This is a genomic window from [Borrelia] turdi, from assembly GCF_008828755.2.
GTDB lineage: Bacteria > Spirochaetota > Spirochaetia > Borreliales > Borreliaceae > Borreliella > Borreliella turdi.
Genome location: NZ_QBLM01000001.1, coordinates 458,037 through 481,577, shown reverse-complemented (window position 1 = coordinate 481,577; position 23,541 = coordinate 458,037). Strand labels below are relative to the sequence as shown.

22 protein-coding genes are annotated in these 23,541 nt (G+C 27.2%); 12 read left to right on the top strand and 10 right to left on the bottom strand.

Annotated features, from left to right (window positions below; translation table 11 throughout):
- Positions 1-2: 2 nt before the first annotated feature.
- Entirely contained in the window at positions 3-1,907 is a 1,905-nt protein-coding gene (gene gyrB, locus DB318_RS02250; RefSeq protein WP_151074213.1) for a DNA topoisomerase (ATP-hydrolyzing) subunit B, read from the bottom strand.
- A 186-nt stretch (positions 1,908-2,093) separates the two neighbouring features.
- Between gyrB and dnaA the strand changes: the two genes are divergently transcribed.
- The 9 genes from dnaA (at position 2,094) to fbaA (ending at position 10,597) form a co-directional block, all read left to right on the top strand.
- On the top strand, positions 2,094-3,539 hold the full coding sequence (dnaA, locus tag DB318_RS02245) for a chromosomal replication initiator protein DnaA (RefSeq protein WP_151074211.1): 1,446 nt from the start codon (positions 2,094-2,096) through the stop codon (positions 3,537-3,539).
- A 237-nt stretch (positions 3,540-3,776) separates the two neighbouring features.
- Positions 3,777-4,934, top strand: a complete 1,158-nt coding sequence (gene dnaN / locus DB318_RS02240; protein WP_151074210.1) for a DNA polymerase III subunit beta — start codon at positions 3,777-3,779, stop codon at positions 4,932-4,934.
- 59 nt (positions 4,935-4,993) lie between these two features.
- The gene (locus tag DB318_RS02235) at positions 4,994-5,293 is read left to right on the top strand and encodes a hypothetical protein (protein WP_151060092.1); all 300 of its coding nucleotides are present in this window, start codon (positions 4,994-4,996) and stop codon (positions 5,291-5,293) included.
- A gap of 91 nt (positions 5,294-5,384) precedes the next feature.
- The gene (gene rpmH, locus DB318_RS02230; protein ID WP_004791483.1) at positions 5,385-5,540 is read left to right on the top strand and encodes a 50S ribosomal protein L34; all 156 of its coding nucleotides are present in this window, start codon (positions 5,385-5,387) and stop codon (positions 5,538-5,540) included.
- Positions 5,521-5,856 (top strand): ribonuclease P protein component, encoded by a 336-nt coding sequence (gene rnpA, locus DB318_RS02225; protein WP_151074208.1) that lies wholly within the window; start codon positions 5,521-5,523, stop codon positions 5,854-5,856. Before rpmH ends, rnpA begins: the two co-directional genes overlap by 20 nt.
- Positions 5,857-5,866: 10 nt before the next feature.
- Positions 5,867-7,501 (top strand): membrane protein insertase YidC, encoded by a 1,635-nt coding sequence (gene yidC / locus DB318_RS02220; RefSeq protein ID WP_151074207.1) that lies wholly within the window; start codon positions 5,867-5,869, stop codon positions 7,499-7,501.
- 13 nt (positions 7,502-7,514) lie between these two features.
- Positions 7,515-8,243: an RNA-binding cell elongation regulator Jag/EloR gene (gene jag / locus DB318_RS02215; protein ID WP_151073528.1), complete on the top strand. Its 729-nt coding sequence runs from the start codon at positions 7,515-7,517 to the stop codon at positions 8,241-8,243.
- Between the two features lie 44 nt (positions 8,244-8,287).
- Positions 8,288-9,355 (top strand): NAD-dependent epimerase, encoded by a 1,068-nt coding sequence (locus DB318_RS02210; protein WP_151074206.1) that lies wholly within the window; start codon positions 8,288-8,290, stop codon positions 9,353-9,355.
- A gap of 162 nt (positions 9,356-9,517) precedes the next feature.
- Positions 9,518-10,597, top strand: coding sequence for a class II fructose-bisphosphate aldolase (gene fbaA / locus DB318_RS02205; protein WP_151060097.1), 1,080 nt, complete (start codon positions 9,518-9,520; stop codon positions 10,595-10,597).
- A gap of 292 nt (positions 10,598-10,889) precedes the next feature.
- Here fbaA and aspS read toward each other — a convergent pair whose 3' ends face one another.
- From aspS to DB318_RS02170, 7 genes are read right to left on the bottom strand one after another with little or no spacing between them, the layout of a single operon-like run.
- A complete protein-coding gene (aspS, locus tag DB318_RS02200; RefSeq protein ID WP_151074204.1) occupies positions 10,890-12,650 on the bottom strand; it encodes an aspartate--tRNA ligase in 1,761 nt (586 codons plus the stop codon).
- Between the two features lie 3 nt (positions 12,651-12,653).
- Entirely contained in the window at positions 12,654-14,759 is a 2,106-nt protein-coding gene (locus tag DB318_RS02195) for a cation:proton antiporter domain-containing protein (RefSeq protein WP_151074202.1), read from the bottom strand.
- Positions 14,756-15,037, bottom strand: coding sequence for an HPr family phosphocarrier protein (locus DB318_RS02190; RefSeq protein ID WP_151074201.1), 282 nt, complete (start codon positions 15,035-15,037; stop codon positions 14,756-14,758). Before DB318_RS02190 ends, DB318_RS02195 begins: the two co-directional genes overlap by 4 nt.
- A gap of 12 nt (positions 15,038-15,049) precedes the next feature.
- Positions 15,050-15,343 carry an HPF/RaiA family ribosome-associated protein gene (locus DB318_RS02185; RefSeq protein ID WP_151073532.1) on the bottom strand — a complete coding sequence of 98 codons (294 nt, stop codon included), beginning with the start codon at positions 15,341-15,343 and terminating at the stop codon, positions 15,050-15,052.
- Positions 15,333-16,592 (bottom strand): RNA polymerase factor sigma-54, encoded by a 1,260-nt coding sequence (rpoN, locus tag DB318_RS02180; RefSeq protein WP_151060102.1) that lies wholly within the window; start codon positions 16,590-16,592, stop codon positions 15,333-15,335. Before rpoN ends, DB318_RS02185 begins: the two co-directional genes overlap by 11 nt.
- 2 nt (positions 16,593-16,594) lie before the next feature.
- A complete protein-coding gene (locus DB318_RS02175; protein ID WP_151060103.1) occupies positions 16,595-17,128 on the bottom strand; it encodes a chromate transporter in 534 nt (177 codons plus the stop codon).
- Between the two features lie 15 nt (positions 17,129-17,143).
- Positions 17,144-17,731 carry a chromate transporter gene (locus DB318_RS02170; RefSeq protein ID WP_151073534.1) on the bottom strand — a complete coding sequence of 196 codons (588 nt, stop codon included), beginning with the start codon at positions 17,729-17,731 and terminating at the stop codon, positions 17,144-17,146.
- Between the two features lie 209 nt (positions 17,732-17,940).
- Here DB318_RS02170 and DB318_RS02165 point away from each other — a divergent pair, with 209 nt between their 5' ends.
- The gene (locus DB318_RS02165) at positions 17,941-18,786 is read left to right on the top strand and encodes a mechanosensitive ion channel family protein (protein ID WP_151074200.1); all 846 of its coding nucleotides are present in this window, start codon (positions 17,941-17,943) and stop codon (positions 18,784-18,786) included.
- Here the strand turns inward: DB318_RS02165 and DB318_RS02160 are convergent.
- Positions 18,780-19,928 (bottom strand): glycosyltransferase, encoded by a 1,149-nt coding sequence (locus DB318_RS02160; protein ID WP_151073536.1) that lies wholly within the window; start codon positions 19,926-19,928, stop codon positions 18,780-18,782. The genes DB318_RS02165 and DB318_RS02160 overlap by 7 nt on opposite strands.
- Before the next feature lie 56 nt (positions 19,929-19,984).
- Here DB318_RS02160 and holA point away from each other — a divergent pair, with 56 nt between their 5' ends.
- Positions 19,985-20,974 carry a DNA polymerase III subunit delta gene (gene holA / locus DB318_RS02155; RefSeq protein WP_151074199.1) on the top strand — a complete coding sequence of 330 codons (990 nt, stop codon included), beginning with the start codon at positions 19,985-19,987 and terminating at the stop codon, positions 20,972-20,974.
- 3 nt (positions 20,975-20,977) lie between these two features.
- A complete protein-coding gene (locus tag DB318_RS02150; RefSeq protein WP_151060108.1) occupies positions 20,978-21,619 on the top strand; it encodes a hypothetical protein in 642 nt (213 codons plus the stop codon).
- Between the two features lie 34 nt (positions 21,620-21,653).
- On the opposite strand, the gene uvrC is transcribed toward DB318_RS02150, so the two are convergent.
- On the bottom strand, positions 21,654-23,465 hold the full coding sequence (gene uvrC / locus DB318_RS02145) for an excinuclease ABC subunit UvrC (RefSeq protein ID WP_151074197.1): 1,812 nt from the start codon (positions 23,463-23,465) through the stop codon (positions 21,654-21,656).
- Positions 23,466-23,541 lie beyond the last annotated feature (76 nt).

Genomic DNA, 23,541 nt, shown 5'->3' with positions numbered 1-23,541 from the left:
AATTACACATCAAGATTAATTACATTAAGTGCATTCTGTTCGATAAATTCTTTTCTAGGCTCAACTAAATCTCCCATAAGAGTAACAAAAATTTTTTCAGCCGCAACAGCATCATCTATATTTATCAATCTCATTTTTCTTCTAGCAGGATCCATAGTCGTTTCCCAAAGCTGGGTTGGATTCATCTCCCCAAGCCCTTTATATCTTTGAAGGAAAATGCTATTGCGATTTTTAGTTTCAATAGAATCTAAAAATTTTTCTTTTTCTTTCTCGTCATAAAAATAATAAATACGATTTTCATACTTTATTTTATAAAGAGGGGGCATTGCTATATATATATAACCATTTTCAATTAAATCCCTCATATATCTAAAGAAAAAAGCTAAAAGCAACGTTCTAATATGAGATCCATCAACATCAGCATCTGCCATAATAATGACTTTGTGGTAACGAAGTTTTGCAATGTCAAAAGTTTTTCCAACTCCTGCACCAAGAGATGCAATTATAGGAATAAGCTTATCATTGGTAATTACCTTATCTTCTCTTGTTTTCTCAACATTAAGCATTTTCCCCCATAATGGCAAAATGGCTTGAAAAAATCTATTTCTGCCCATTTTAGCACTTCCTCCAGCAGAATCACCTTCTACAATATAGATTTCTCTCTCCAAGGGATTTTTAGAAGTACAATCAGCCAATTTCCCGGGCAATGCCAAACTTTCAAATGCATTTTTTTTTCTTTCCGATTCTCTTGCTTTTCTTGCAGCTTCACGAGCGCGAGCAGCTTTTATTGCTTTTCCAAGAATAGTATCTATCTCTAAAGGATTTAAATTAATAATTTTCAATAAATGTTCATATACAATAAGCTCAACTATTTTTTTTATCTCAGAATTACCAAGCTTACTCTTTGTTTGCCCTTCAAATTGAGGTTCTGGAACTTTCACAGAAATAACAGCTGTAAGTCCCTCTTTAAAATCATCTCCTGTAAGATTTGGAATATCTTTTTTACTTATTTTTGAATTTTTAAAAGCTTCGTTCATAGCCTTAGTAAGGCCACTTCTAAAGCCCATAACATGGGTCCCTCCTTCTCTTGTATTAATATTATTAACAAAAGAAAGAATATTATCAGAATAGCTTTCAGTCCATTTAAGTCCCACATTAACAATAACATCATTAATAAAACCATCAATATAATAAGGTTCTGATTGAAAAGCTTTACTGTCATTAGTTAAATAATCTACAAAAGATTTTATCCCGCCTTCAAAATAAAATTTCGAAGATTTTTCTCTACCAAATCTTTTATCTTCAATTGAAATGAATATTCTATCATTTAAAAAGGCAAGTTCTTTAAGCCTTTTTTCAAGAACATCGAAATTATAATCTAAAGTTTCAAAAATTTCAGAATCTGCTAAAAAAGTAACCTTAGTTCCGGTTGTAGAAGATTCTCCTACAACTTCTACTTTAGAAGTTGGAATGCCTTTTGAAAAAGTTTGCCTAAAAATTTTTCCATCCCTATTAATATAAACCTCTAAAAACGAAGATAGGGCATTTACAACCGAAATTCCAACACCATGCAATCCTCCAGAAACTTTATAAGTACCTTTATTAAACTTCCCACCAGAATGTAATTTTGTTAAAACAAGTTCAAGAGCACTAATTCCTTCCTCTTCATGAATATCAGTAGGAATTCCTCTCCCATTATCAATTACAGTTATGGTATTATCTAAATTAATAATAACATCTATTCTATTACAAAACCCAGCTAAAGCTTCATCAATGCTATTGTCAACCACCTCATAAACCAAATGGTGCAACCCATTAACAGAAACAGAGCCTATATACATGCCAGGTCTTTTCCTAACAGCCTCAAGTCCTTTTAAGACCTGAATGTTACTAGCAACATAATTCATAAACCTTCCATACATTTAATCAAAATCTAGACACAGATAAATTCTACATTAAAAAAAAAATAATATCTATTACATATAAAGTCCCAAAAATTTTTAAAAATTCATAAACGGTTTAGATAGAATCCTAATTTAACATTATACTATATAATGTTAAAAGTATAGTACTAAAACCAATAAGGACAAAAAATGGAAAAATCAAAAAATATATGGAGCTTGATTTTAACAGAAATAAAAAAAGAACTCTCAGAAGAAGAATTTTATGTTTGGTTTGAAAATTTGTACTTTTTAGAATCAATGGGTAACAACATCCAAATATCTACTCCCAATTTATTTCACAAAAATCAAATAGAAAAAAGATTTACAAAAAAAATCAAAGAAATCCTCACAAAAAATGGCTACAATACCGTAGTCATTGAATTTACAAATCAACCACCTAAGAGCTATCTTGGCAAACAAACAGCTTTAAATGACACTTTTCTAAATTTTGGGGAACTTGAAGAAAATAAACCCTCTAAAGAGCCAATTAAAAATATAAAAGATCATATAAAAATGTATATTAAAAAAGAAGAAGGGCCTACAAATTTTAAAAACCCCTTTCTTAAAAAAAGATATACATTTGAAAATTTTATCATAGGGCCAAATAATAAACTTGCATACAATGCCAGCTTGGCAATCTCAAAAAATCCTGGGAAAAAATATAATCCATGTTTAATTTACGGTGGAGTTGGACTTGGAAAAACACATTTGCTTCAAAGCATAGGAAACAAAACAGAAGAATTACATCATAACCTTAAGATATTATACGTTACTGCTGAAAATTTTTTAAATGAGTTTGTAGAAAGCATAAAAACACACGAAACAAAAAAATTTAAAAAAAAATATAGATACTTAGATATGTTGCTTATAGATGATATCCACGATTTACAAAAAAAAGAAGGCATACAAGAAGAGCTTTTTCATACATTTAATGCTCTTTATGAAGACAATAAACAATTAGTATTTACATGTGACCGATCTCCTTCTGAACTTACAAATTTTACAGATCGACTAAAAAGCAGATTCACAAGAGGACTAAATGTTGATATATCAAAGCCCAATTTTGAACTCAGAGTAGCTATTATTGAAAAAAAAGCAGAAGAGGATGGTATAAAAGTCCCTAAAAATATATTGAATCTGGTTGCCCAAAAAGTTACAACAAATATAAGAGACCTTGAAGCTGCTGTAACAAAACTAAAAGCATATATAGATTTAGACAATATAGAAATTGACATTGATATTGTTGAAAAGATAATCAAAGAAATAATAATTTATGAAAAAGAAACAATCAATAAATCAAACAATAAAATCAATATCGAAAATATAAAAAAAATACTTTTAAGAGAGCTTAAAATTGCACATAAAGACATTGAAGGGCATAGTAAAAAACCAGAGATAACAAAAGCCAGGCATATTTATGCATACCTTTTGAGAAATTTTACAGAATTATCAACAGTTGAAATTGGAAAAATTATTGGAGGAAAAACCCATTCAACAGTGCTTTATTCGATAAATAAAATAGATAGAGATAGAAATAATGACAAAGAAATCAACAATTTAATCACAGAGCTTATGAACAAAATAAAAAAAAATTAAACTTAATTAAAAAATAAAAAATTCTTTTAAACAATTGAAACAAATAATTTATCAAAACTACAACAAAAACCAACTTAAATTAAACAATTTATTTCTTTATATTATATAGTATTAAATACAATTAAACAATCAAACAGTGACTTACTACTATTACTATTATATATATATAAAAATTAAAAATAAAAAACCACAAAAGTTTACAAAGATAAAATGTAATAAAATATACAAGGAGGCATTATGATAAATAACACATTTTTTATTTGTGAAACAAATCAAATTACAAGTGAGATAGAAAAAGCAAAAGGAATAATACTAAACAGAAATATGAATGATATTTGGAGTGCATTACTAATCGAAGTAAAAGGATCTAATCTTATAATTAAATCAACAGACAGAAATATATTTTTTGAAAGTACAATTCCAATTGTTTCAAAAACAGATTTTAAAGTATTAATCAATGCTTCAAATTTTTATGACGCAGTAAAAGCGTTTAGTCTATACAAGGAAATTAAAATAATTTTTGATGGGAATAACAACAAATTGGAAATTATGGGAGAATCGAAAGATGAGAAAGAAGAATATGAAGATCATTTAAAAGAACCTACCTTTTCATACGAAGAAATAGAAAATTACAATTATGATATGATTAATGAAGATTACACATTTGAAATTGAAATAAAGCAAAAAACTTTTAAAAAAGTAATAAACAGAATAGCTTTTTCAGCACATTTTGATGAATCCAAAAATGTATTAAATGGTGTGTATTTTACAAAAGATGAAGATTCCAAATTATTGCTCGTTTCTACTAATGGACACAGAATGTCTATTTGTAAAGCAGAAGTTATAGTTGAAGAAGATGTAAATTTTATAGTTCCTGTAAAAATATTTAATTTTTTAAAACATCTTATGTCAGGAGAAGGTATGGTTAAAATAAAATCTTCAGATAAAAAATTTTATGTTGAATTTGACAATTATAAAATAGCTTGTAGTTTAATTAATGGCAATTATCCTGATTATAAAAGTATTGTACCTAAGGAACAAAAAAATAGATCTTTGGTTTCGCTAGTCATTTTAAAAGATAGGCTTGCAAGAGTTAATTTATATGTTGACAAGTCAAAAAAGCTAGTTTTAGCTTTTTCCGAGCTCCAATTAAAACTTCTTGGAGAAGATTTGATTACCGGAAGAAAGGGTGAATTTTTTATTAAAAATCCAAATTATCTGTATGATGGATTAGATGAGATTATGGCTATTAATATTTCATATTTTATTGAAGCTATCAGTGTTTTTGAAACTTCAAAGATAGAAATACAGTTTAATTCCGGAAATGTATTAAAATTGAGTGAGCCTGAAAATTTTAATTTTATGCACTTGATAATGCCGATGTCTTTAGGTTAAAGTGAATTATTAAGGTTTATTTTAATATTATTTTTTGAATTGTGGTATAAAAAATTGTTATGAATAATTCTACTTTTAAAAAAATAGGCAATGTTCTTGAAGAATATTTAGAATCTAATTTGCTTGTTAATAAAAATATAAGTTCAAAATTATTAATTGCTGATAAATGGAATCAGATCTTTCAGACTTTATCAGATGATGTGAAATTTTTAGATTTTAAAAATGGACAGGTTCTTTTTCTTGAGGTAGGTAATTCAAGTATTTTGTATAGCATATCGAACAATAAGTCAAAGATAATAAAGTCAATAAAAGAATTAACGGGGATTGAAATAATAGATATAAAGGTTTTAGTAAAGTAATTATTATTGACAATCGCATTTATATACTATACCATGGTAGTGTTCAATTTGCAGCTTAGTAGCAGGAAATTGTTTTTAATGGAGGAGCGTTTTGAAAAGGACTTATCAACCTAGTCGAGTTAAAAGAAATAGAAAATTTGGGTTTAGAGCTAGAATGAAAACCAAAGGCGGAAGACTTATTCTTGCAAGACGAAGAGCAAAAGGAAGAATAAAATTAACTGTTTCTGATGAAAAAAAGAAATATTAGTCTAAAATCAAAAATAGAAATTCAAAAAATTTTCAAAGAAGGTAATCTGATTAGATTTAGTAATCCTAATCTTAAAATGTTTTGTAAGTCAAATCATTTGATTTATTCTAGACTTCTTATTACTTTTTCTAAGAGTTTTAGAGGGTCTGTTAAAAGGAATCGTGTTAGGAGGCTTTTTAAAGAAGCTTTTAGAAAAAGATTAGAATTGCTAGAAGGTAAAGCTATAGATATTATTTTTGTAGTTTCTTGTAACAAGTTAAATTTGACGTATTTTGGTATTGAATCTCTTATGAAAAGTTTAGTTTTAATGGTGTGAAGGGGCATAAGTGAATCAAAATAAAAGAATTTTAAGAACAGTTTATTTGTCTTTATTTTTAATAGGTCTTTATATGCTTATTAATGATATTCTTTCTTCGAGCTTGTTAAGCTTTAAGTCTTCTAATAAGGAAGTGCAGTTTGATTTAAACAAAAGTTTTGATGATAATGAAATGTTTTTAAGTAAAAGCAATAGTTTTAACTTGATTGATAAGTCTCAAAATGTTGTTGTAGAAACAGGGATATATTTTGCTACTTTTTCAACATTTAGGGGAAATTTAGTTTCATTAAAGCTTAAAGATCATTTAAATTTGGAAAAAGATCCTACAGATTTGATTAATGTTGATTATAAAAATGAAATCTTTTTCGATGTTAGTTTAGATTATTTAGTAGAGGATTTGTTTTTGTATAAAAAAATAGATGATTTTAATCATGAATTTAAAGCTTATTTTAAAAATAATGGCAAAACTTATGAGTATGTAAAGAAGTATACATTTTCGGAGAAAAATGAATACTTGATTAAATTTAAAGTTACTTTAAATTGTGTTGGGGATTGTAATTTATTTGATATTGATTATTATAAAATTATTTTTAGTTCTGAGATTGAAAGGCTGAGCAATAAAGCCAAGTTGCAATATAGTAATTATTTGCCTCAAGTAATTTATTATGACAATAAACTTAAATATGGTAAAGATGGTTTAAGGATTGCTAATCCTAGATGGATTGGTTCTAGCACTAAGTATTTTGAGGTGTTGGTTTTTAAAGAGAATATGGAGGTTGAGTTTAAGAAGGAAAGAGGAATTCTCAAGTCGTTTATTGTCAATAATATTAGAAATAAAAACAACATTAGTGATGAATTTTTTATTTATGCTGGGCCTAAGGATAGTAGATACCTAGATATTTTTGATAAGAATGGTGAGAATACCTTTGGTCTGTCTGATATTTCTTTTGGGATGTCAGTAGAAAAGAGTTTGTGGTATTTGATTCAAATGCCCATGCAAATGATAATGCAAGTTTTTTATGATGTTATACCTAATTGGGGGCTTTCAATTATTTTTTTGACAATTGTTGTTAGAATACTTATATTTCCTTTAACATTTAAGGGATTTAGAGCTACTGCTGAGCTTTCCAAACTTCAACCCAAAATGAAAGAACTTCAAGTAAAGTTTAAGCATGATTCTAAGAAGTTAAATGAAGAGATGGGAAGGCTTTATAAAGAAGAAGGGGTTAATCCTCTTGGGGGATGCCTTCCCGTAATTTTGCAGCTTCCTATATTTTTTGCTCTTTACTCGCTTGTAAATAATTTGTTTTTATTAAGAGGAGCTAGTTTTATTCCAGGATGGATTGATGATTTGTCTATTGGTGACAGCGTATATCATTTTGGATATAAGCTTTATTTTATTTCTTGGACTGATATTAGAATTTTGCCTTTTATTATGATGTTTACTCAATTGGGGTCTACAATTGTTAGTTCTAATATTGATTTAAGAAATCTTGGATCACAACAGAAGTTTTTATATTTTGGAATGCCCATTATGTTTTTTTTCATACTTTACAATATGCCATCAGGGCTTTTGATATATTGGATTACAACAAATATTTTTACTATTTTGCAGCAATACTATATAAAAATGCATTTGTCTTAAAAGGGGGAATAATATGAGCTATGAATTTTACGGTAAAACCGAACAAGAAGCAATAAAGAAAGCAATGAGAGATCTGGAATTAAAAGAAGGTGAGTTTGATGTAGAAATTTTAGATAAAGAAAGAGTTGGATTTTTATTTAAGAAAGAAATGATCAAAATAAGGGTTTCTCCTCATGTAAAGGAAGTTAAAAAAGGTGGCTTTGAAATTAAAATTGGGGATGAAATTTGTGATAAAATTTTAGAATTTGTAAAAGAAATGCTAATCAAAATGGGATATTCTGTAAACTTGACAATAGAGCCTAAAGAAGGGGGGCATATTAAAATTTCCATTGAGACAGATAGTCCAAATATTTTGATTGGGCGAGAGGGTAAAAATTTAGATTCTTTACAACTTCTGACAAATGTTTATACAGCCAAGCTTATTGGTGAAACTGGTACTTTTAATAGGGTAATATTGGATATTGGAGATTATAGAGAACGATTTAAATCTAGGTTTATTAATTTAGCAATAAATTCTTTTCATAAAGTCAAAAGGACTAGACGTTCTATTTTATTGCCATCAATGAATCCTTTTGAAAGAAGAATTGTTCATACAACTTTGAATCGTTATAGTGATATAAAAACTGAAAGCGAGGGTGATGGAAATATAAAAAGAATAAGAGTTTCTTATGTCAGAAATAATAGATTTAGCAGTAATAATTCTCGCAGTTACCAAAAAAGAGATCTCGGTTTTAAAAAATGATTGATGGTGTTAGTTTATATTGAATTTTAAGTAGGAGTGATAATATGAAGATTTTTTTAACCGGAATTGCAGGGTTTATTGGGTTTCATGTAGCTAAAAAGCTTGTAGAAGAAGGACATGAAGTTTTGGGTATAGACATATTAAATGATTATTATGAACTAAAATTTAAGCATGAAAGATTAGAAGCTTTAGGATTTTGTTTTAAGAATGTTAAATCTCATAAGATTATTAAGAGTGAGAAATATAATAATTTATCTTTCGCTTATCTTGATATACTAAATAAAGATGAACTACTAGAACTTTTTAAAGATCATAAGTTTACACATGTTTGTCATTTAGCTGCTCAAGCCGGTATTAGAGATAGTCTTGAAAATCCTGATAGCTATGTTTCAATAAATATTGTTGGATTTTTTAATGTTTTAGATGTATGTAGAGTTTATAAAGAAAACATCAAGCATTTTGTTTATGCTTCAACTTCATCGGTTTATGGTATAAATGAGAATATGCCTTCTAGCGAAGATTCTATTACGGATCACCCTTTAAATTTATATGCAGCTAGTAAAAAATCTAATGAGATGATAGCGCATGCTTATAGCGCATCTTTTAATATTCCAACAACAGGGCTTAGATTTTTTACAGTTTATGGAACTTATGGAAGACCTGATATGGCTTTATATTTATTTTCAGAGGGAATTAAAAATGGTGAGCCCATTAATATTTTTAACGATGGGAATATGGCTAGAGATTTTACATATGTTAGGGACATTGCAAATGGTGTTTGCAAAGTGTTGAAAAGCCCTGCTAAGAGCGATTGCAATTTTGATGTTAAAAATCCAAATTCGTCAACATCGTCTTTTCCTTACAGGATATATAACATAGGAACTGGACATGCAACTAAATTGTTAGATTTTATTAAAGAGCTTGAGGCTAATTTTGATAAAAAGGCTTTAAAAAATTATATGCCTATGCAAAAAGCAGATGTTGTGGAAAGTTGTTGTGATATTTTAAAACTTAAAAATGATGTAGGGTATGAGGCTAAAACTTCTATTAAAGAGGGAATAAAAGAATTCTCACAGTGGTATAAAACGCTAGAGTCTGCCGATAGGTTTTGATTTTAAACTTTTTTATGCAAAATGATAAATTTTAATAAATTTTATGTTTGCTTATTGGTTCAATAATTATTGATTTATTTAAATTCAATTTTACTTCTTAGGTGTATAATTTGTTATAGGTATTTGATAAAAGAAAAAATAAAATAAAAAGGAGTGATGTAAATGGGTGTTTTAGATAAAATTAAACCGGGTGTAGTTTATGGAAAAGAGCTGCATTCTTTATATGAAATATGCAAAAAGGAAGGATTTGCCATACCTTCTATCAATTGTATAGGAACAAATTCTATTAATGCGGTTTTGGAAGCAGCAAAAGAAATTAATTCTCCTATTATGATACAATTCTCCAATAGTGGTTCTGCTTTTATTTGCGGGAAAGGATTGAAGATGGAAAAATCACAAGGGGTTTCAATAGTTGGAGCTATTTCTGGAGCTATGCATGTTCATTTGATGGCGGAGCATTATGGTGTTCCCGTTGTTCTTCATACTGATCATTGTGCTAAAAATTTGCTTCCTTGGGTTGAAGGACTTTTAGAGTATGGTGAAAAATACTATAGTCAGCATAAAAGGCCATTATTTTCTTCACACATGTTAGATTTATCAGAAGAACCTATTAAGGAAAATATTGAAATTTCTAAAAAATTTTTAGAGAGAATGGCAAAAATTGAAATGTTTTTAGAAATAGAGCTTGGAATTACGGGTGGGGAGGAAGATGGAGTTGACAATTCGGATAGAGCTTCACATGAATTATTTTCAACTCCCGAAGATATTTATTATGGATATTCAGAACTTTTAAAGATTAGCCCAAATTTTCAAATTGCAGCAGCTTTTGGAAATGTACATGGAGTATATAAACCAGGTAATGTTAAGCTTACTCCAAAAGTGTTAAAAGATGGTCAAGATTATGTTATATCAAAAACAGGAGTAAATGTTGCTAAGCCGGTTTCTTATGTTTTTCATGGGGGATCTGGATCTACAATTGATGAGATTAATGAGGCACTTTCTTATGGGGTTGTAAAGATGAATATTGATACAGATACACAGTGGGCTGCTTGGGAGGGTGTTTTAAATTATTACAAAAAAAATGAAAGTCGTCTGCAAAGTCAATTAGGAGATGGCAAGGACATTGATATTCCAAATAAGAAATTTTATGATCCAAGAGTTTGGTTAAGAGAAGCTGAAATTTCCATGAAAGACCGTGTGAAGATTGCATGCAAAAACCTTAATAATATTAATAGGAATTAAATAAAAATTAGTGAATTTTTATTTGCAAACTGCTTTTTGAATAACTTCTTTATTGTTCTATTCTGTTTTAGAATATTGGATTATAAAGTTATTGATTATTCAATATATTGTTTTTAAATTTTAAAAAAGCATTTTGTTTTGGATTGGTTTTTATGTTTTTTGTGAAAAATTAAATTTGAGCTTTGAGATTTAATTTCTTGAAAGAATAGTAGAATGTTGGAAAATCCCAAGAAATATGGATTGTTTGATTTTTATAATTTTAAAGGTATGTGGTATAAATTATATTGTGAATTTAAGCATCATCATCAGCAATATTGATTCCCAGCTCTTTGAGTTGTTCATTTGAGATCTTAGAGGGAGAATCGTCAAGAGGACTTGCTGCAAAAGAATTCTTAGGAAAGAGTATTACATCTTTTATTGAGGTTGATTTTGTCATTAGCATTATTAGCCTATCAATACCAATTGCAATTCCACCATGATTGGGAGCTCCATATTCTAATGCTTTTAGAAAAAATCCAAACCTATCTTCTGATTTTTCTTTTTGGAATCCTATTATATTAAAAATTCTTTGTTGAAGTTCTTTATTGTGTATTCTAATTGAACCTGAACCAAGCTCTACTCCATTTAAAACAAGATCATAAATTTCGCCTATGGTTTTGTTTGGATTTTTTTCTAAATTGTTAATATACCGCTTTTTGGGAAGAGAGAACATATGATGAGCTGGTGTATAGGTTTTTGTATTTTCGTTATATTCAAACAGCGGAAAGTCATAGACCCATATAAATTCAAATTTATTTTCGTCTATTAGTCCAAGATCGTTTGCAATTTTTATTCTAATTTGGCCCATTGTTTTGCAGGCAGTTTCCCATTTGTTATTAGCTGTAAAGAAAATTATGTCGTTATTTTCTAGAGAATAGGCTTTTATTAATTGCTGTTCTTCTGTTTTTAAAAATTTTGCAATTCCTCCAGAAAATTTATTGTTTTCAATTTTTGTAAAATAAAACCTTTGTGTTTTGTAAAGATTTGCAATTTCTTCTAAATTATTTATTTTTGTTCTTGAGAACTGATCAGCTTTATCTTTCACTATTAAAATCTTAATTGAACCTTTGTGTTTTAGGGTATCTTTGAATACATTGAATTCTGAATTTTTTAGATTGCGACTTATATCTTGTAATGTAAGCTCAAATCTAGTATCTGGTTTATCGCTTCCATATTTGTTCATTGCTTTTTTATATGTTATTTTTTTAAATTTTTTAGGTAAGTTAATATTAAGGCAATTTTTAAATATTGAAAAAAGCATATTTTCTATTAATTTAAAAATATTTTCTTTTTTGATAAAGCTCATTTCAAGATCAAGCTGTGTGAACTCTGGTTGTCTATCTCCTCTTGAATCTTCGTCTCTATAGCAACGGGCTATTTGAAAGTATTTATCAAATCCTGCTATCATTATAAGTTGTTTGTAAAGTTGTGGAGATTGAGGTAGGGCATAAAAAGATCCTTTGTGAATCCTTGAGGGGATGACAAAGGATCTTGCGCCTTCTGGAGTTGATTTTACAAAAGTTGGAGTTTCTAGTTCTAAAAACTTTCTTTTTACTAAGAAATTTCTAATAAGATGAGTAGCTTGGCATCTTAAAATAATTTTATTTTTCAATGAATCTCTTCTTAAATCTAAGTATCTATATTCAAGCTTTGAGTTTTCACTTGCATTATTGTCATCTTCTATCATAAATGGCAATTCATTACATTTTGAGATAATTTCAATGTTTTTTGCCAATATTTCAAAACATCCTGTTTTCATATTTGAATTTATCATGTCGTAAGGCCTTTTGATTAATAATCCTTGAATTTTAATGCAATATTCAAGTTTTATTTTTTCTACGATTTTTAAAAGGTTTTCTTCGGTTACTAGAACTTGTGCTTTTTCATATCTGTCCCTTATGTTTAGAAATGTAAATTTTCCGTGGTGCCTAATTTTTTTTACCCAAGCATTTATTTCAACTTTTTTGTTTATTAGTTTTTCATTCAATTCATTACATTTGATAATCTTAAACATAATTCAACTCACTATTATATTATAAATTTCTTTGTCTGTTTTTGCATTTAAAATCTCTTTTTTATATAAATCAACTTTGCCTACAACAGATGCTAAAATTCTAGGGTAGCTAACGTAATCTTTTGCTGGGCATAGTATTAATATAAAAACATGGCTTAAATTCTTGTCAAGAGCATTAAAGTCAATCCCCTCATGGCTTATTCCTATTGCAATATGTATTTTTGAGATTAAGTTTGTTTTTAAATGGGGAATAGCAAAGCCCTCTTTTAGTGCAGTAGTAATTAATTTTTCTCTTTCCATTAAATCTTGGAATATTCTTTCTTTGTCAATTTCAATGTTTATTACGCTTAGAAGCTCTCTTAGTACATCAGCCTTATTGCTTGCTTTTAATTCTAAAATAATGTTTTCTTTTTTTATTCTTTTATTTAGTTTTATATTACTAAGGATTTTATCATAATTTATTGAATAATCTAGTTTTTTTGCCCTTAAAGAGACCGTTTCAACTTCTTTGGTTATTTTTTCTAGGTTTAAAATTGTTTCTCTAAAAAGATCTTGTATTATAATTAAGTGATTATTTGGGCATTCGAATGTGATTTTACTACCCTCTCGTTTGATTGAGAAGGATATATTGTTTTTTCTTGCATTAATATATTGTGAAGAATCATTTTTAATTTGTTGTGTGAAAAACCCTTCTTTTCTTAATTCATTTTTTAAGTCCCATACAAGAATTTTGGCTAAATTATCATATTCAAATGATACGCATATGTGTGTATTTTGGTCTATTGGGAGCTCTTTTTTAAGTCCGCTTTTATTTATTTTGAATAAAAAGTTTATTATGGGTGTTGCAACTATTGTTGGCAAAAATACCATTATTATTATGATTCCAAATATTTTTTGGCTAATAAATCCTGAAGATAATGCAACATTTGCAATAATAAGTGAAACTTCTCCTCTTGGAACCATTCCGGTTGCAATTTTTAAGGCTCCAAGTTTATTAAATCCCAAAAAGAGTGTGGGAATGAAACAAAATATACTTTTTGTAATTATTGCTATTGTGCTAATTGCTATTCCTAAAATAAGAACTTCTTTTGAGAGTATTTCATTAATATCTGACATAAGCCCAATTGATGTAAAAAAGATTGGGATAAAAAATCTTTCAAAGATTGTTAGTTTATCTTGAATTACGTATACAATATCTGTTTTTGACATGGCAAGTCCAAATACATAAGCTCCAACAACAAAAGACATTCCTAGATTTTGGAAAATGCTTGCAATAGTAAAGGCTAGCGAGAGCGTTATTACGGTTGCCAAGGTGACACTGTTTAATTTTTTTAACAGTCTTGAGAGTGTTTCTGATACATATATTAAAGAGAAAGTTAAGCATAACCAAATTACTATGTTTTGAATTATAGTTTTAATCGAGCTTGCTATATCAAGATCTGACATAGATCTTGATATAGTTATTACACTCGTAAGCATAAGCATTGAAAGTACATCATCAATAATTGAAGTTGATATTATTGTAACTCCTTCTGAAGTGCTCAATTTTTTTTGTGCTGAGAGTATACTTGCTGCTATTCCTGCTGATGTTGGAGTTCCAATTATTCCAATAAAAAGCGAGGTTGGACTTATTAGAGGAACATTAAAAATTATGCTAGCCATTAGTACAAAACTTGTGAAGGTTCCAACAACTTCAGTTATTCCAATAATTCCTCCACGTGGCAAAAATTTGATAAACAATTTTAAGTCAGTTTCAAGTCCTGCTGTGAAAAGCAATATTATTGAAGCTATGGTAGAGATTGCGAATATTTTTTCGTCTATTAAATAATTTTCTCCAATTTGAGTTATCCCTAACGGGAATAATAAAGGAATTTGAATTTTCCCAAAGGCATTCGGACTTAGAATTATTCCTGCCGTTATTTGTCCTATTACTTTTGGAATCCCTAATTTTGCTACTATATTTCCTAGTAAAATTGATGAGATTACAATGATCGCCAGACTCATGACAAAATATGACATTTTTGCTTCAATATCATATTTTATTGAGTATGAAAATAGAAGATTGGGAAAATGCAGTAACATTGTTATGTAAAAAATTTTTTTATTCATTTTTCAAGCTCTTTTGAAAAATTATATTTTATCAAGTTTGACAAATTTTTAATTGCCGGTATTTCTTTTTTCCCGACGACTGCTATTTTTACTTTTTCTTTGTGTACTATTCCTAATATGATAATTCCTATTATAGATTTTGCTTTAGTTTTTTTACCATCTTTTGTTGTTATTTCTATATCGCACGAAGAGTGTTTATTTGTGAATTCAGCAATGATGTTTGCTGGCCCTGAATGTATTCCGTTTTTATTTATTGTCTCAATTTCTATTTCTTGCATTTTTTACTTATTTTATTTGTTATTTTTTTTCTCTTTTTCTTTAGTTGTTGCTTTATAAAGTTTTTCTATTGTGCTATCAATAAGGCTTAGAAGTATTTTCCCATCTTCTCTTATATGTATTATTTTCCCCCAATTAAAGTGAACATGTGCATCTAATTCAAAAAGTTCATGTTCTTTTTTGATTGTAATTTTTAAATTTTCTACATGTTTTTTGATATGAGTGTCAAATTTTTCTAGTTTTTTGAAAATAAAAATTTTTTCACCCTCATTTAAGCTATAATTAACTGTTTGGATTTTAGGTTCCATAATATGTTTTTCCTTTCTCAGACTTTAATTCATTCCTATACTTATTTACTGTTCTTCTAGAAATAGAGATTCCTTTGGATTTTAGTATAGCAGAAATTGCTTTATCTGACATCTTTTTATTTACTTCTAACAGCTTTTTTACTGTTACTTTAATGCTTATTTTTGAAAATTCATTTGTTTTTGCTCCACCAACAGAGCTGAAGAGCTCTTTGATTAATATGGTGCCCCAGTCGCATTTTAAATATTTATTTTTTATTGCTCTTGATATTGTTGATTTTGATACACTGATTTTTTCTGACAAAATGTTTAAGTTCATTGGCCTTAAGCTTTTAAAACCCCTTCTTAGGAATTCTTTTTGGAATGTGTATATAGCTATCCCTATTTTTGCAAGTATTTCGTCTCTATAGCGTAATGATTCGATCAACCATTTTGCTTTTTTTTGTTTTTGGGGATTTTTAGTTGTTCTTTTAAGTTCTTTTTTAAATATGTTAACCTCTTTGATTTTAATTTCAAATTTGTTATTGTGGTTTATTATTAATATATCTGGATCAATATAGAAATTAGTATCGTCTGGGTCTTTAAATTCAAGTGTTGGGTTGGGGTTGAGTTTTTGTCTGATAATTTCTAAAGCCTTGTTAAATTCTTTACTTCTTATTTTGAGTTCTTTTTTTAGCTTTTCTTGAGTTTTTTCAAGAAGCTCTGCTTTTTCAAGAATTTTAATAATATTGGTTTCTAATTTATGATGCTTTGCTTGTAAAATTAACGATTCTATTATATTGGGCACACAAATTCCAATCGGATCAAATTTTTGAATAAGTTCAATTATTTTTTTTACTTTTTCTCTTTCTTCCTTTTTAAAAAGATCATAAGGATTTATTATGTGAAAACCTTTATTATTTAGATTGTTTATTAATATTTCACCTATTTTAAGTTCATCTTCATCTATTCTTTGAATTCTCAATTGTAGCAAAAGGTGTTCTTTTAAAGAAGTATTTGTTTGTGTTTTTTCAAGAGCTATGTCATGTTGATTTTTTATAATGCCATCTTTTTTATAAAAATTTTTTTTAAACCTGTATGTTTTTAATGTTTCAAAAAATATTTTATTTGAATCTATTTCTAGGCATTCGTTATTTTCGTATTCTTCTAGTATAAGGCGTGTTAATTCTTTTTTGCTAAGGCTCAATATTTTTATTGTTTGTATTTGAATTGAGTTTAAATTTTGAGATAATTTTAGCTTTTGTTTAATCATATTTATATTAATATATAAAAAAATCCGCTAAGTATAATTACTAATGCGGGGCTTGTGTTATTATAAAAAAATAAAATAAAAAAATTAATTCCCACAATAGTCAAGGTTCTTAAAAATTCTGTTTTGTCGTTCTCTATCTTTAAATATGTGCTTTCGAGCAAAATGATTATTGTAATTATCCACAGTGCAACAATAATAGGTTTTAGATTTTCTAGACAATAATTTAAAAAGCTTATTTTATGTAGCATTAGTAGGATTATAATCATTATTATTATTGGAGCTGTTATTAGTGCTACTGTTGCAATTATTGCTCCTGTAATTCCTGCGATTTTCATTCCAACGTATGTTGCTATGTTTGTGGCAATAGGCCCGGGGGTTATTCTTGATATTGTAATCATATTGACAAATTCTTCTTTTGTTATCCACTGTTTATTATTAATTATTTCATTGTTTATTATCGCCGAAATTCCATTGCCGCCTCCTAAATTAAATAATCCGATTTTTAAAAATGTAATGAATAAATTTATTAAAATCAACCGATATCCTTTTTTTTATTTAGTTAATATTTTTTTTATTGCTATATATTTTAATGTGTATATTAAAAAGAAAATTAGCAGTATGTATGATATTCTTATTTTTAATTTAAAAATTGCAAAAACCACAAGAAAACATATTGTCCATTTTATTATGGAATTATTCAACATTTTTTTTGAAAATTTTAAAACAACTGCTGACATTATAATAATTGAAGAGACTTTTGCACCTTCTAGAAATTTTTCAATATATATATTTCCCGGTACTAACTTTAGATAAAGGAAAACTATTATTATTGCAATAATGGAAGGCAAAATTCCAGCAACAACAAGTAAAAGTGCGCATGGGAAACCTCCAAATTTTTTTCCTACTAGGAACACAAAGTTAATCGCTGTAACTCCAGGAATAACATTTGATGTTGCTAGTATTTTGTTAAAGTCGTCATCAGACATTATTTTTCTTTTTTTGACAAGTATTTTTTTAAGCTCAGATATAATTATTAATCCTCCGCCAATTGTAAGTGTTGTTGTTTTAAAGACAAGTAAAAACAAGTCCAGAATTTCATATATTCTTTTTTGTTTCTTTTTATTTATTTGTTTTGTCAAATTTAGTAAAAACCTTTGGCACTAATTTTACCACAAATATTATTGTAATGCGTATTTTATTGTTGAATAAAGATGATTAAAACATGCTTTATTGTGACTTTAAAACATTTCTTTATTGTGTTTACTAGAGTTTTTCTATTAGAAAATTTTATTTGCTTTTGTGCTATAATTTCAATTAATTTACATTAAGCTTAAAAGGAAAGTTTAGTTTGTTTAAGGAGTTTTTTATATTTCAAGATTATTTTAATCATATCCTTGAGAGTGTGATAGGCTATAGTTTGAAAGTTTCGATAGCCATAGCCCTATGGTATTTTTTAAAGTTAATAGTTAAGAAAATAGGTAAAATTTTATTTAGGACTTTGGAAAAGTCTAGATTAGAGGAGAAGCTAGAAGTTACAGTTTTTAACTTTTTAAAATCTTTTTTTAAAATATTAACAGATTTTATTATTGTTTTAATAATATTGCCATACCTTGGGGTGCCTACGACATCTATTATTGCTGTATTTGGATCATTAGGGCTTGCTATTGGGCTTGCTGCTCAGGGCATTTTATCTAATTTTGTTAGCGGATTTATTGTTTTGAATTCTAAGTTTTTTAAGTGTGGAGATCATATTCAATGTGGCGATGTGGAAGGCTTGGTTGAGAATGTTCAAATTTTTTTTACTACACTTAAAACATTTGACGAAGAGATTATTAAAATTCCAAACAGTAAGCTTACTTCCAATTTTGTTGTTAATTTTTCGGCAAATCCTAGAAGAAGAGTTGTAATTTCTTTTCAAGTTCCCTATGATACGAATATTGCTTTATTAAAAGATAAAATAGAGAATTTAATAATTTTTGATAATAAAAAATTTAATGTTGAGGTTTGCTCTCCTACTCTTATTGTAAAAAAATATACTCCCTATTACATAGTTGTACAGGCTCGATTTTTTATTAATACAGAGGTTTTTTGGGATTTTCAATATTTTATTGGAGAATCTATTAAAAATATTTTATTGGATATGAAAATTAAGCTTCCAATTTGTTTTATACCTTTTGATAAGGTATATCAATGATTTTGTCTTGCAATAATTTCTGAGTAATAACTTTCAATTTTTTTTGTAAAAAAATGACTTGAAAATTTAATAGAGGATTTTTTTGCATTTTGTTTAAATGTTTTTAGTATTTTATCATCTTTTATTACTTTGTCTATATACTGGGATAAGTTTTCATACTTTTTTATTAAGAATCCATTTATTCCTTCTTTTATTACGTCTTTATAGATATGGTCATTTATTAAAATAGCAGGTATTCCAGCAGTTAATGCTTCTATTACTGTCATTGGATATACTTCGCTTCTTGATAAACTAGTAAAGATGTCGGAAATTTTGTAGTAATAGCATATTTCTTCCCATGGAATTGTTCCTATTAACAATATTTGTTTTTCAAGTCCATGCTTGATGCTAAAATTTTTTATTTCCTTTTCTTCGCCTCCTTTGCCAATAATGATAAGCTTGTAATTTTTGTTTTGTATTAAAAGGTCTTTTAAATGTATTACTAATAAATTTATGTTTTTTTCTTTATTTATTCTTCCAACAAATATGATTATCTTGTCTTTTTGTTTTATATTGTGTTTTTTAAAGATTTCGTCTTTTTTTTCTTTGCTTAAAGTTTTTATAAAAAGCTTTCTATCAACTCCATTTGGAATTATTTTATAGTTAGAGTTATTTGAAAGTTGGAAATACCTTTCTTTTGCTTTACTTGATGGGTAAATAAAATATTTTATTTTATTATAATGTTTTTGCATCATTTTATCGGGTTTAATAAAATATTTAAAAATTCCTAAGTAATGTAAATAATAATCCCACATTGTATGGCTTGTGTGAACTATTGGTATGTTTTGTTTTAATGCAATTTGTTTCCCAATTTTTCCCATAGAAAATTCGGAGTGAGTATGAATGATGTCTGGTTTATAGCTTTTTATTATTTTAGATATTTTGCTTTTGCTGGGAAAAGCTATTACAGCATCAAGTTTTTTATTTATTTGAATAGATGGGCATCTGTAAACGTTTTTTTCGTTTGAAGATTTTTTGGATTTTGGACAAAATATGTAAACCTCATAGCCATTTTTTTCAAATCCTTCTTTAATTTGCTTTATTGATGTTGCCACTCCATTTTTTTCTGGGATATATGTATCTGTAAATATTGCAACTTTCATATTCTCCTCCTAGCTTAAGTATAATATATTTGTCATTTGGATTATAATTTACTTTAATGCAAGTGGTTTATTTATTGTTAGGTAATGAGCAGGGCCTAAAAGAAGCTTATTTAAAAGAGCTGTTAGTCAAGATGGATGCTTTTAAATCAGAAGTTTCAGTTACTAAAATTTTTTTGTCAGAACTCTCAGCTATTGAATTTGTTGAGAAACTGTTTTCCAATTCTTTTTTTTCAAAAAAGGAAATTTTTATTGTTTATGAGTCTGAACTTTTAAAAGCAGAAAAAGATTTAGAACTAGTATGTAGTGCGATTTTAAAGGCTAGCAATAAAACTGTGATTTTTATTTCTAATAGTAATACATGCAACATTGATTTTAAGAATAAGCTTAAGTTTATAAAAAAAGTTTTTTATGAGATTTCTGATGATGACAAATTTACATTTGTAAAAAGAAATTTTTTTAATCTTAATATTGAAATTACAGATTCTGCAATAAATTTAATGCTTTTAATGCTAAATTCAGATACTAAAATTTTGAAATTTTATATAGATTCTTTTGCACTTTTTGCTAAGAACAATACCATTAATGAGGAAGATATAGCTTCTTGGATTAGTTTTGTTCGCTTTGAGAACTCTTTTTCTTTATTTAATTCAATTTTAAAAAAAGATATGACTCATTCTTTGATAAAGATTAAGTCTATTTTGGATCAGGGAGAAGATTTTCTTAATGTTTTAATGAGTCTTATTTGGCAATTTAAAAGATTACTAAAGGTGCAAATAGATTATAATGCAGGTGGAAGTTTGCAGAGTGCATTGAATAAAAATAAAATCTTTTTTTCATTAAATAAAATTTATAGAATCGGGATTAAAAATTATTCAATTGCAGAAATAAAAATTGTTTTAAAAATTTTATATAAGTTTGATTTATATTTGAGGATTTATTCTAAAAATATTCATCAAAATTTGTCATATTTTTTAATATTTTCAATCTTAAAGCTCAATAATAATTTTTTAATACATTGTTCTACAGAATCAAAATTTAATTTTTAATGTATGAAACAAAAATTAATTTGGATTTTATTGTTTTATTTTTTATCCTGTAGATCTGAATCCAGATTAGCAGAAATTTGTTTAATAGGGTTTTTTGATTCTGTTAAAAATTTGCAAAGCAATCCCAAAATATTTTTTGATTATTTAAATATTCCAGGTGATGATGATCTGAGGGCAAAAATTCGCGGGTTAAAATCTCAAGTAAAGAATGATTTTATTTTTTATCCTTTATTTTTTAATAATCTAAGATATGAAATAATAGGTAAAAAAAATATTTCTAATGGCTTTGAATTTAAAGTTATTATTAAAAATATTAATTTTCAAAACGGGATAGAGAAATTTTTGGCTAAATTAAATAAAATTGAAGGAGGATCTTCAAAGATTAAAAGTTTAGAAAAAAAAGAGCGTAAAAAAATATTTGACAATTTAGTAAATGAAGTTGTTGGAGATTTAGATAATTTTGATTACATTGAGATTGTTCATTTTTTTAGAGTAGTCAAGAGTTCTTATGGAGACTATAAAATAGAGCTTTTAGGAGATGTTTTAGATGTGCAAGTTAGAAATAAGCTTATCAATGATCTTTTTTTGGCTTTATCACCTGGAATTTCAAATAGTGTTTTTATTTTAAAAAATATTAATAAATAATAATCTAGTTTAAAATTTTGATTAAATTTAAAATTTATTTATTGTGATTATGATTTTTTATTGAGTTTTCTTTTATTGCAAATTCTTTTATTTTTCTTGCAAGTTGAATATTTACTTTTATTTTTTCTGAAATTTCATTTTCACTTAAAAGTAATATATCCTCATAGGTTCCAATTAATTTTAATATTTTTTGGGCTTTTTTTTCTCCAATTCCATTTATTTTTGTATATAATAGGGTTATTTTTTCCCTTCTTTTTTTGTTAAATCCGTTAGCTTTTCTATGTGCTTCATCTCTTACATTTTGTAGTATCCTAAGAGCAGGATGTCCTTGGGGCAGATTTATTCCTTTTTTGTTGGTTGTTAAGAATATTGTTTCTTGTTTTTTTGCCAACGAGCAGACTTTAATTTTGTTTTCTATTTTTAAGCCTTTTAAGACAGAAAAAGCAGCGCTTAATTGTCCCTTTCCTCCGTCAATTAAAATTAAATTTGGTAGTTCTAAGTTTTTATTGATTATTTCTGAATATCTTCTTAAAATAACTTCTTTTATTGCCTTGAAGTCGTCAATCTCTCCTTTTAATAGTGATTTTAGCCTGTAAAGCTTGTAGCTTTCTTTAAGGGGTATGCCCATTTTAAAAGTAACCATAGAAGCTACTGTTTCTTGACCTTCAAGATGAGCAATGTCAAATCCTTCAATTATTTTGGGAAGTTTATCCATTTCTAGAAAAATTTTTAAACTCTCAAGTGCTTTGTTGCTTTTATTTTCATACTCTTTTAAAGATAATTCAGCATTAGATATGGCCATTTCCCTTATTTTTAAAATTTCTTCTGTTTCTTTGTAAATAATTTCTGTTTTTGTATTTTTAATCTCATTTATTAATTTTTCAACATTTTTAGTGTCAACATCTTTAATAAATATGTGAATTTTGTCAGGCACTATCATATTAATAGATGTATAATATTGAGTCAAAAATTGTAAAATCAACTCATCTTTTCTGCATATACTCCCATCAAAGTTTGCATCTCTTTCAACTAATTTTCCATTTCTGTATTTTAATACCATTATTATATTTATATTTTCTCCTGGATGAACATGTACATAGTCTATGTTTAAATTATTGGTTTTTGTAATGATTTGGATTTGATTAATTTCTATTAAAGAACTTTTAATTTCTTTTAATTTAATAGCAGCTTCAAAGTCTTCTTTTTGCACAGCAAGTTTTAATTTAATGTCAATTTGGCTTAATATTTCTGATATATCCCCTTTTAGTATTGATTTTGCCTTATATAGTTCTTTTTGATATTCTTTTTCAAGGTTTTCTTTGTAGCATACTCCAAGGCACTGTCCCATATGGTAATACAGGCAAGGAGTATTGGATTTTTTTTTACACTTTCTAATTTTAAATGTTTTGTTAATAAAATCTAATACTTGGTCTAATTTTTTTACATTGGTGAATGGGCCAAAATATTCGCTTTGGTCATTAATTATTTTTCTAGTTTTGAAAATTCTTGGATATTTTTCATGAGTTATTCTTACCATGGGATAGCCCTTTCCGTCTTTTAATTTTACATTGTAATCAGGTTTATGAGTTTTGATTAAATTGCATTCTAAAAGCAATGCTTCGTATTCGCTATTTGTTGTAATAACTTCTATTGATTTTACATTTTTCATTAATATTTTAATTTTATGACTTTTTTTTTCTAAAAAATAACTTTTTATCCTTGATCTTAGATTTTTTGCTTTTCCAATATAGAGTATTTTTTTATTTTCATTTAGCATTTTATAGCAACCGCATGTAGTTGGCAGTTTTATTGCTTTTTCGAATAAACTTGTTAGGGTCTCTTTCATAATGTCAGGTAGTTTTTAGACTTTAAAAATCATCTTATGATATAATATTGTATCATAAGACAGTTTGTTTTATGTT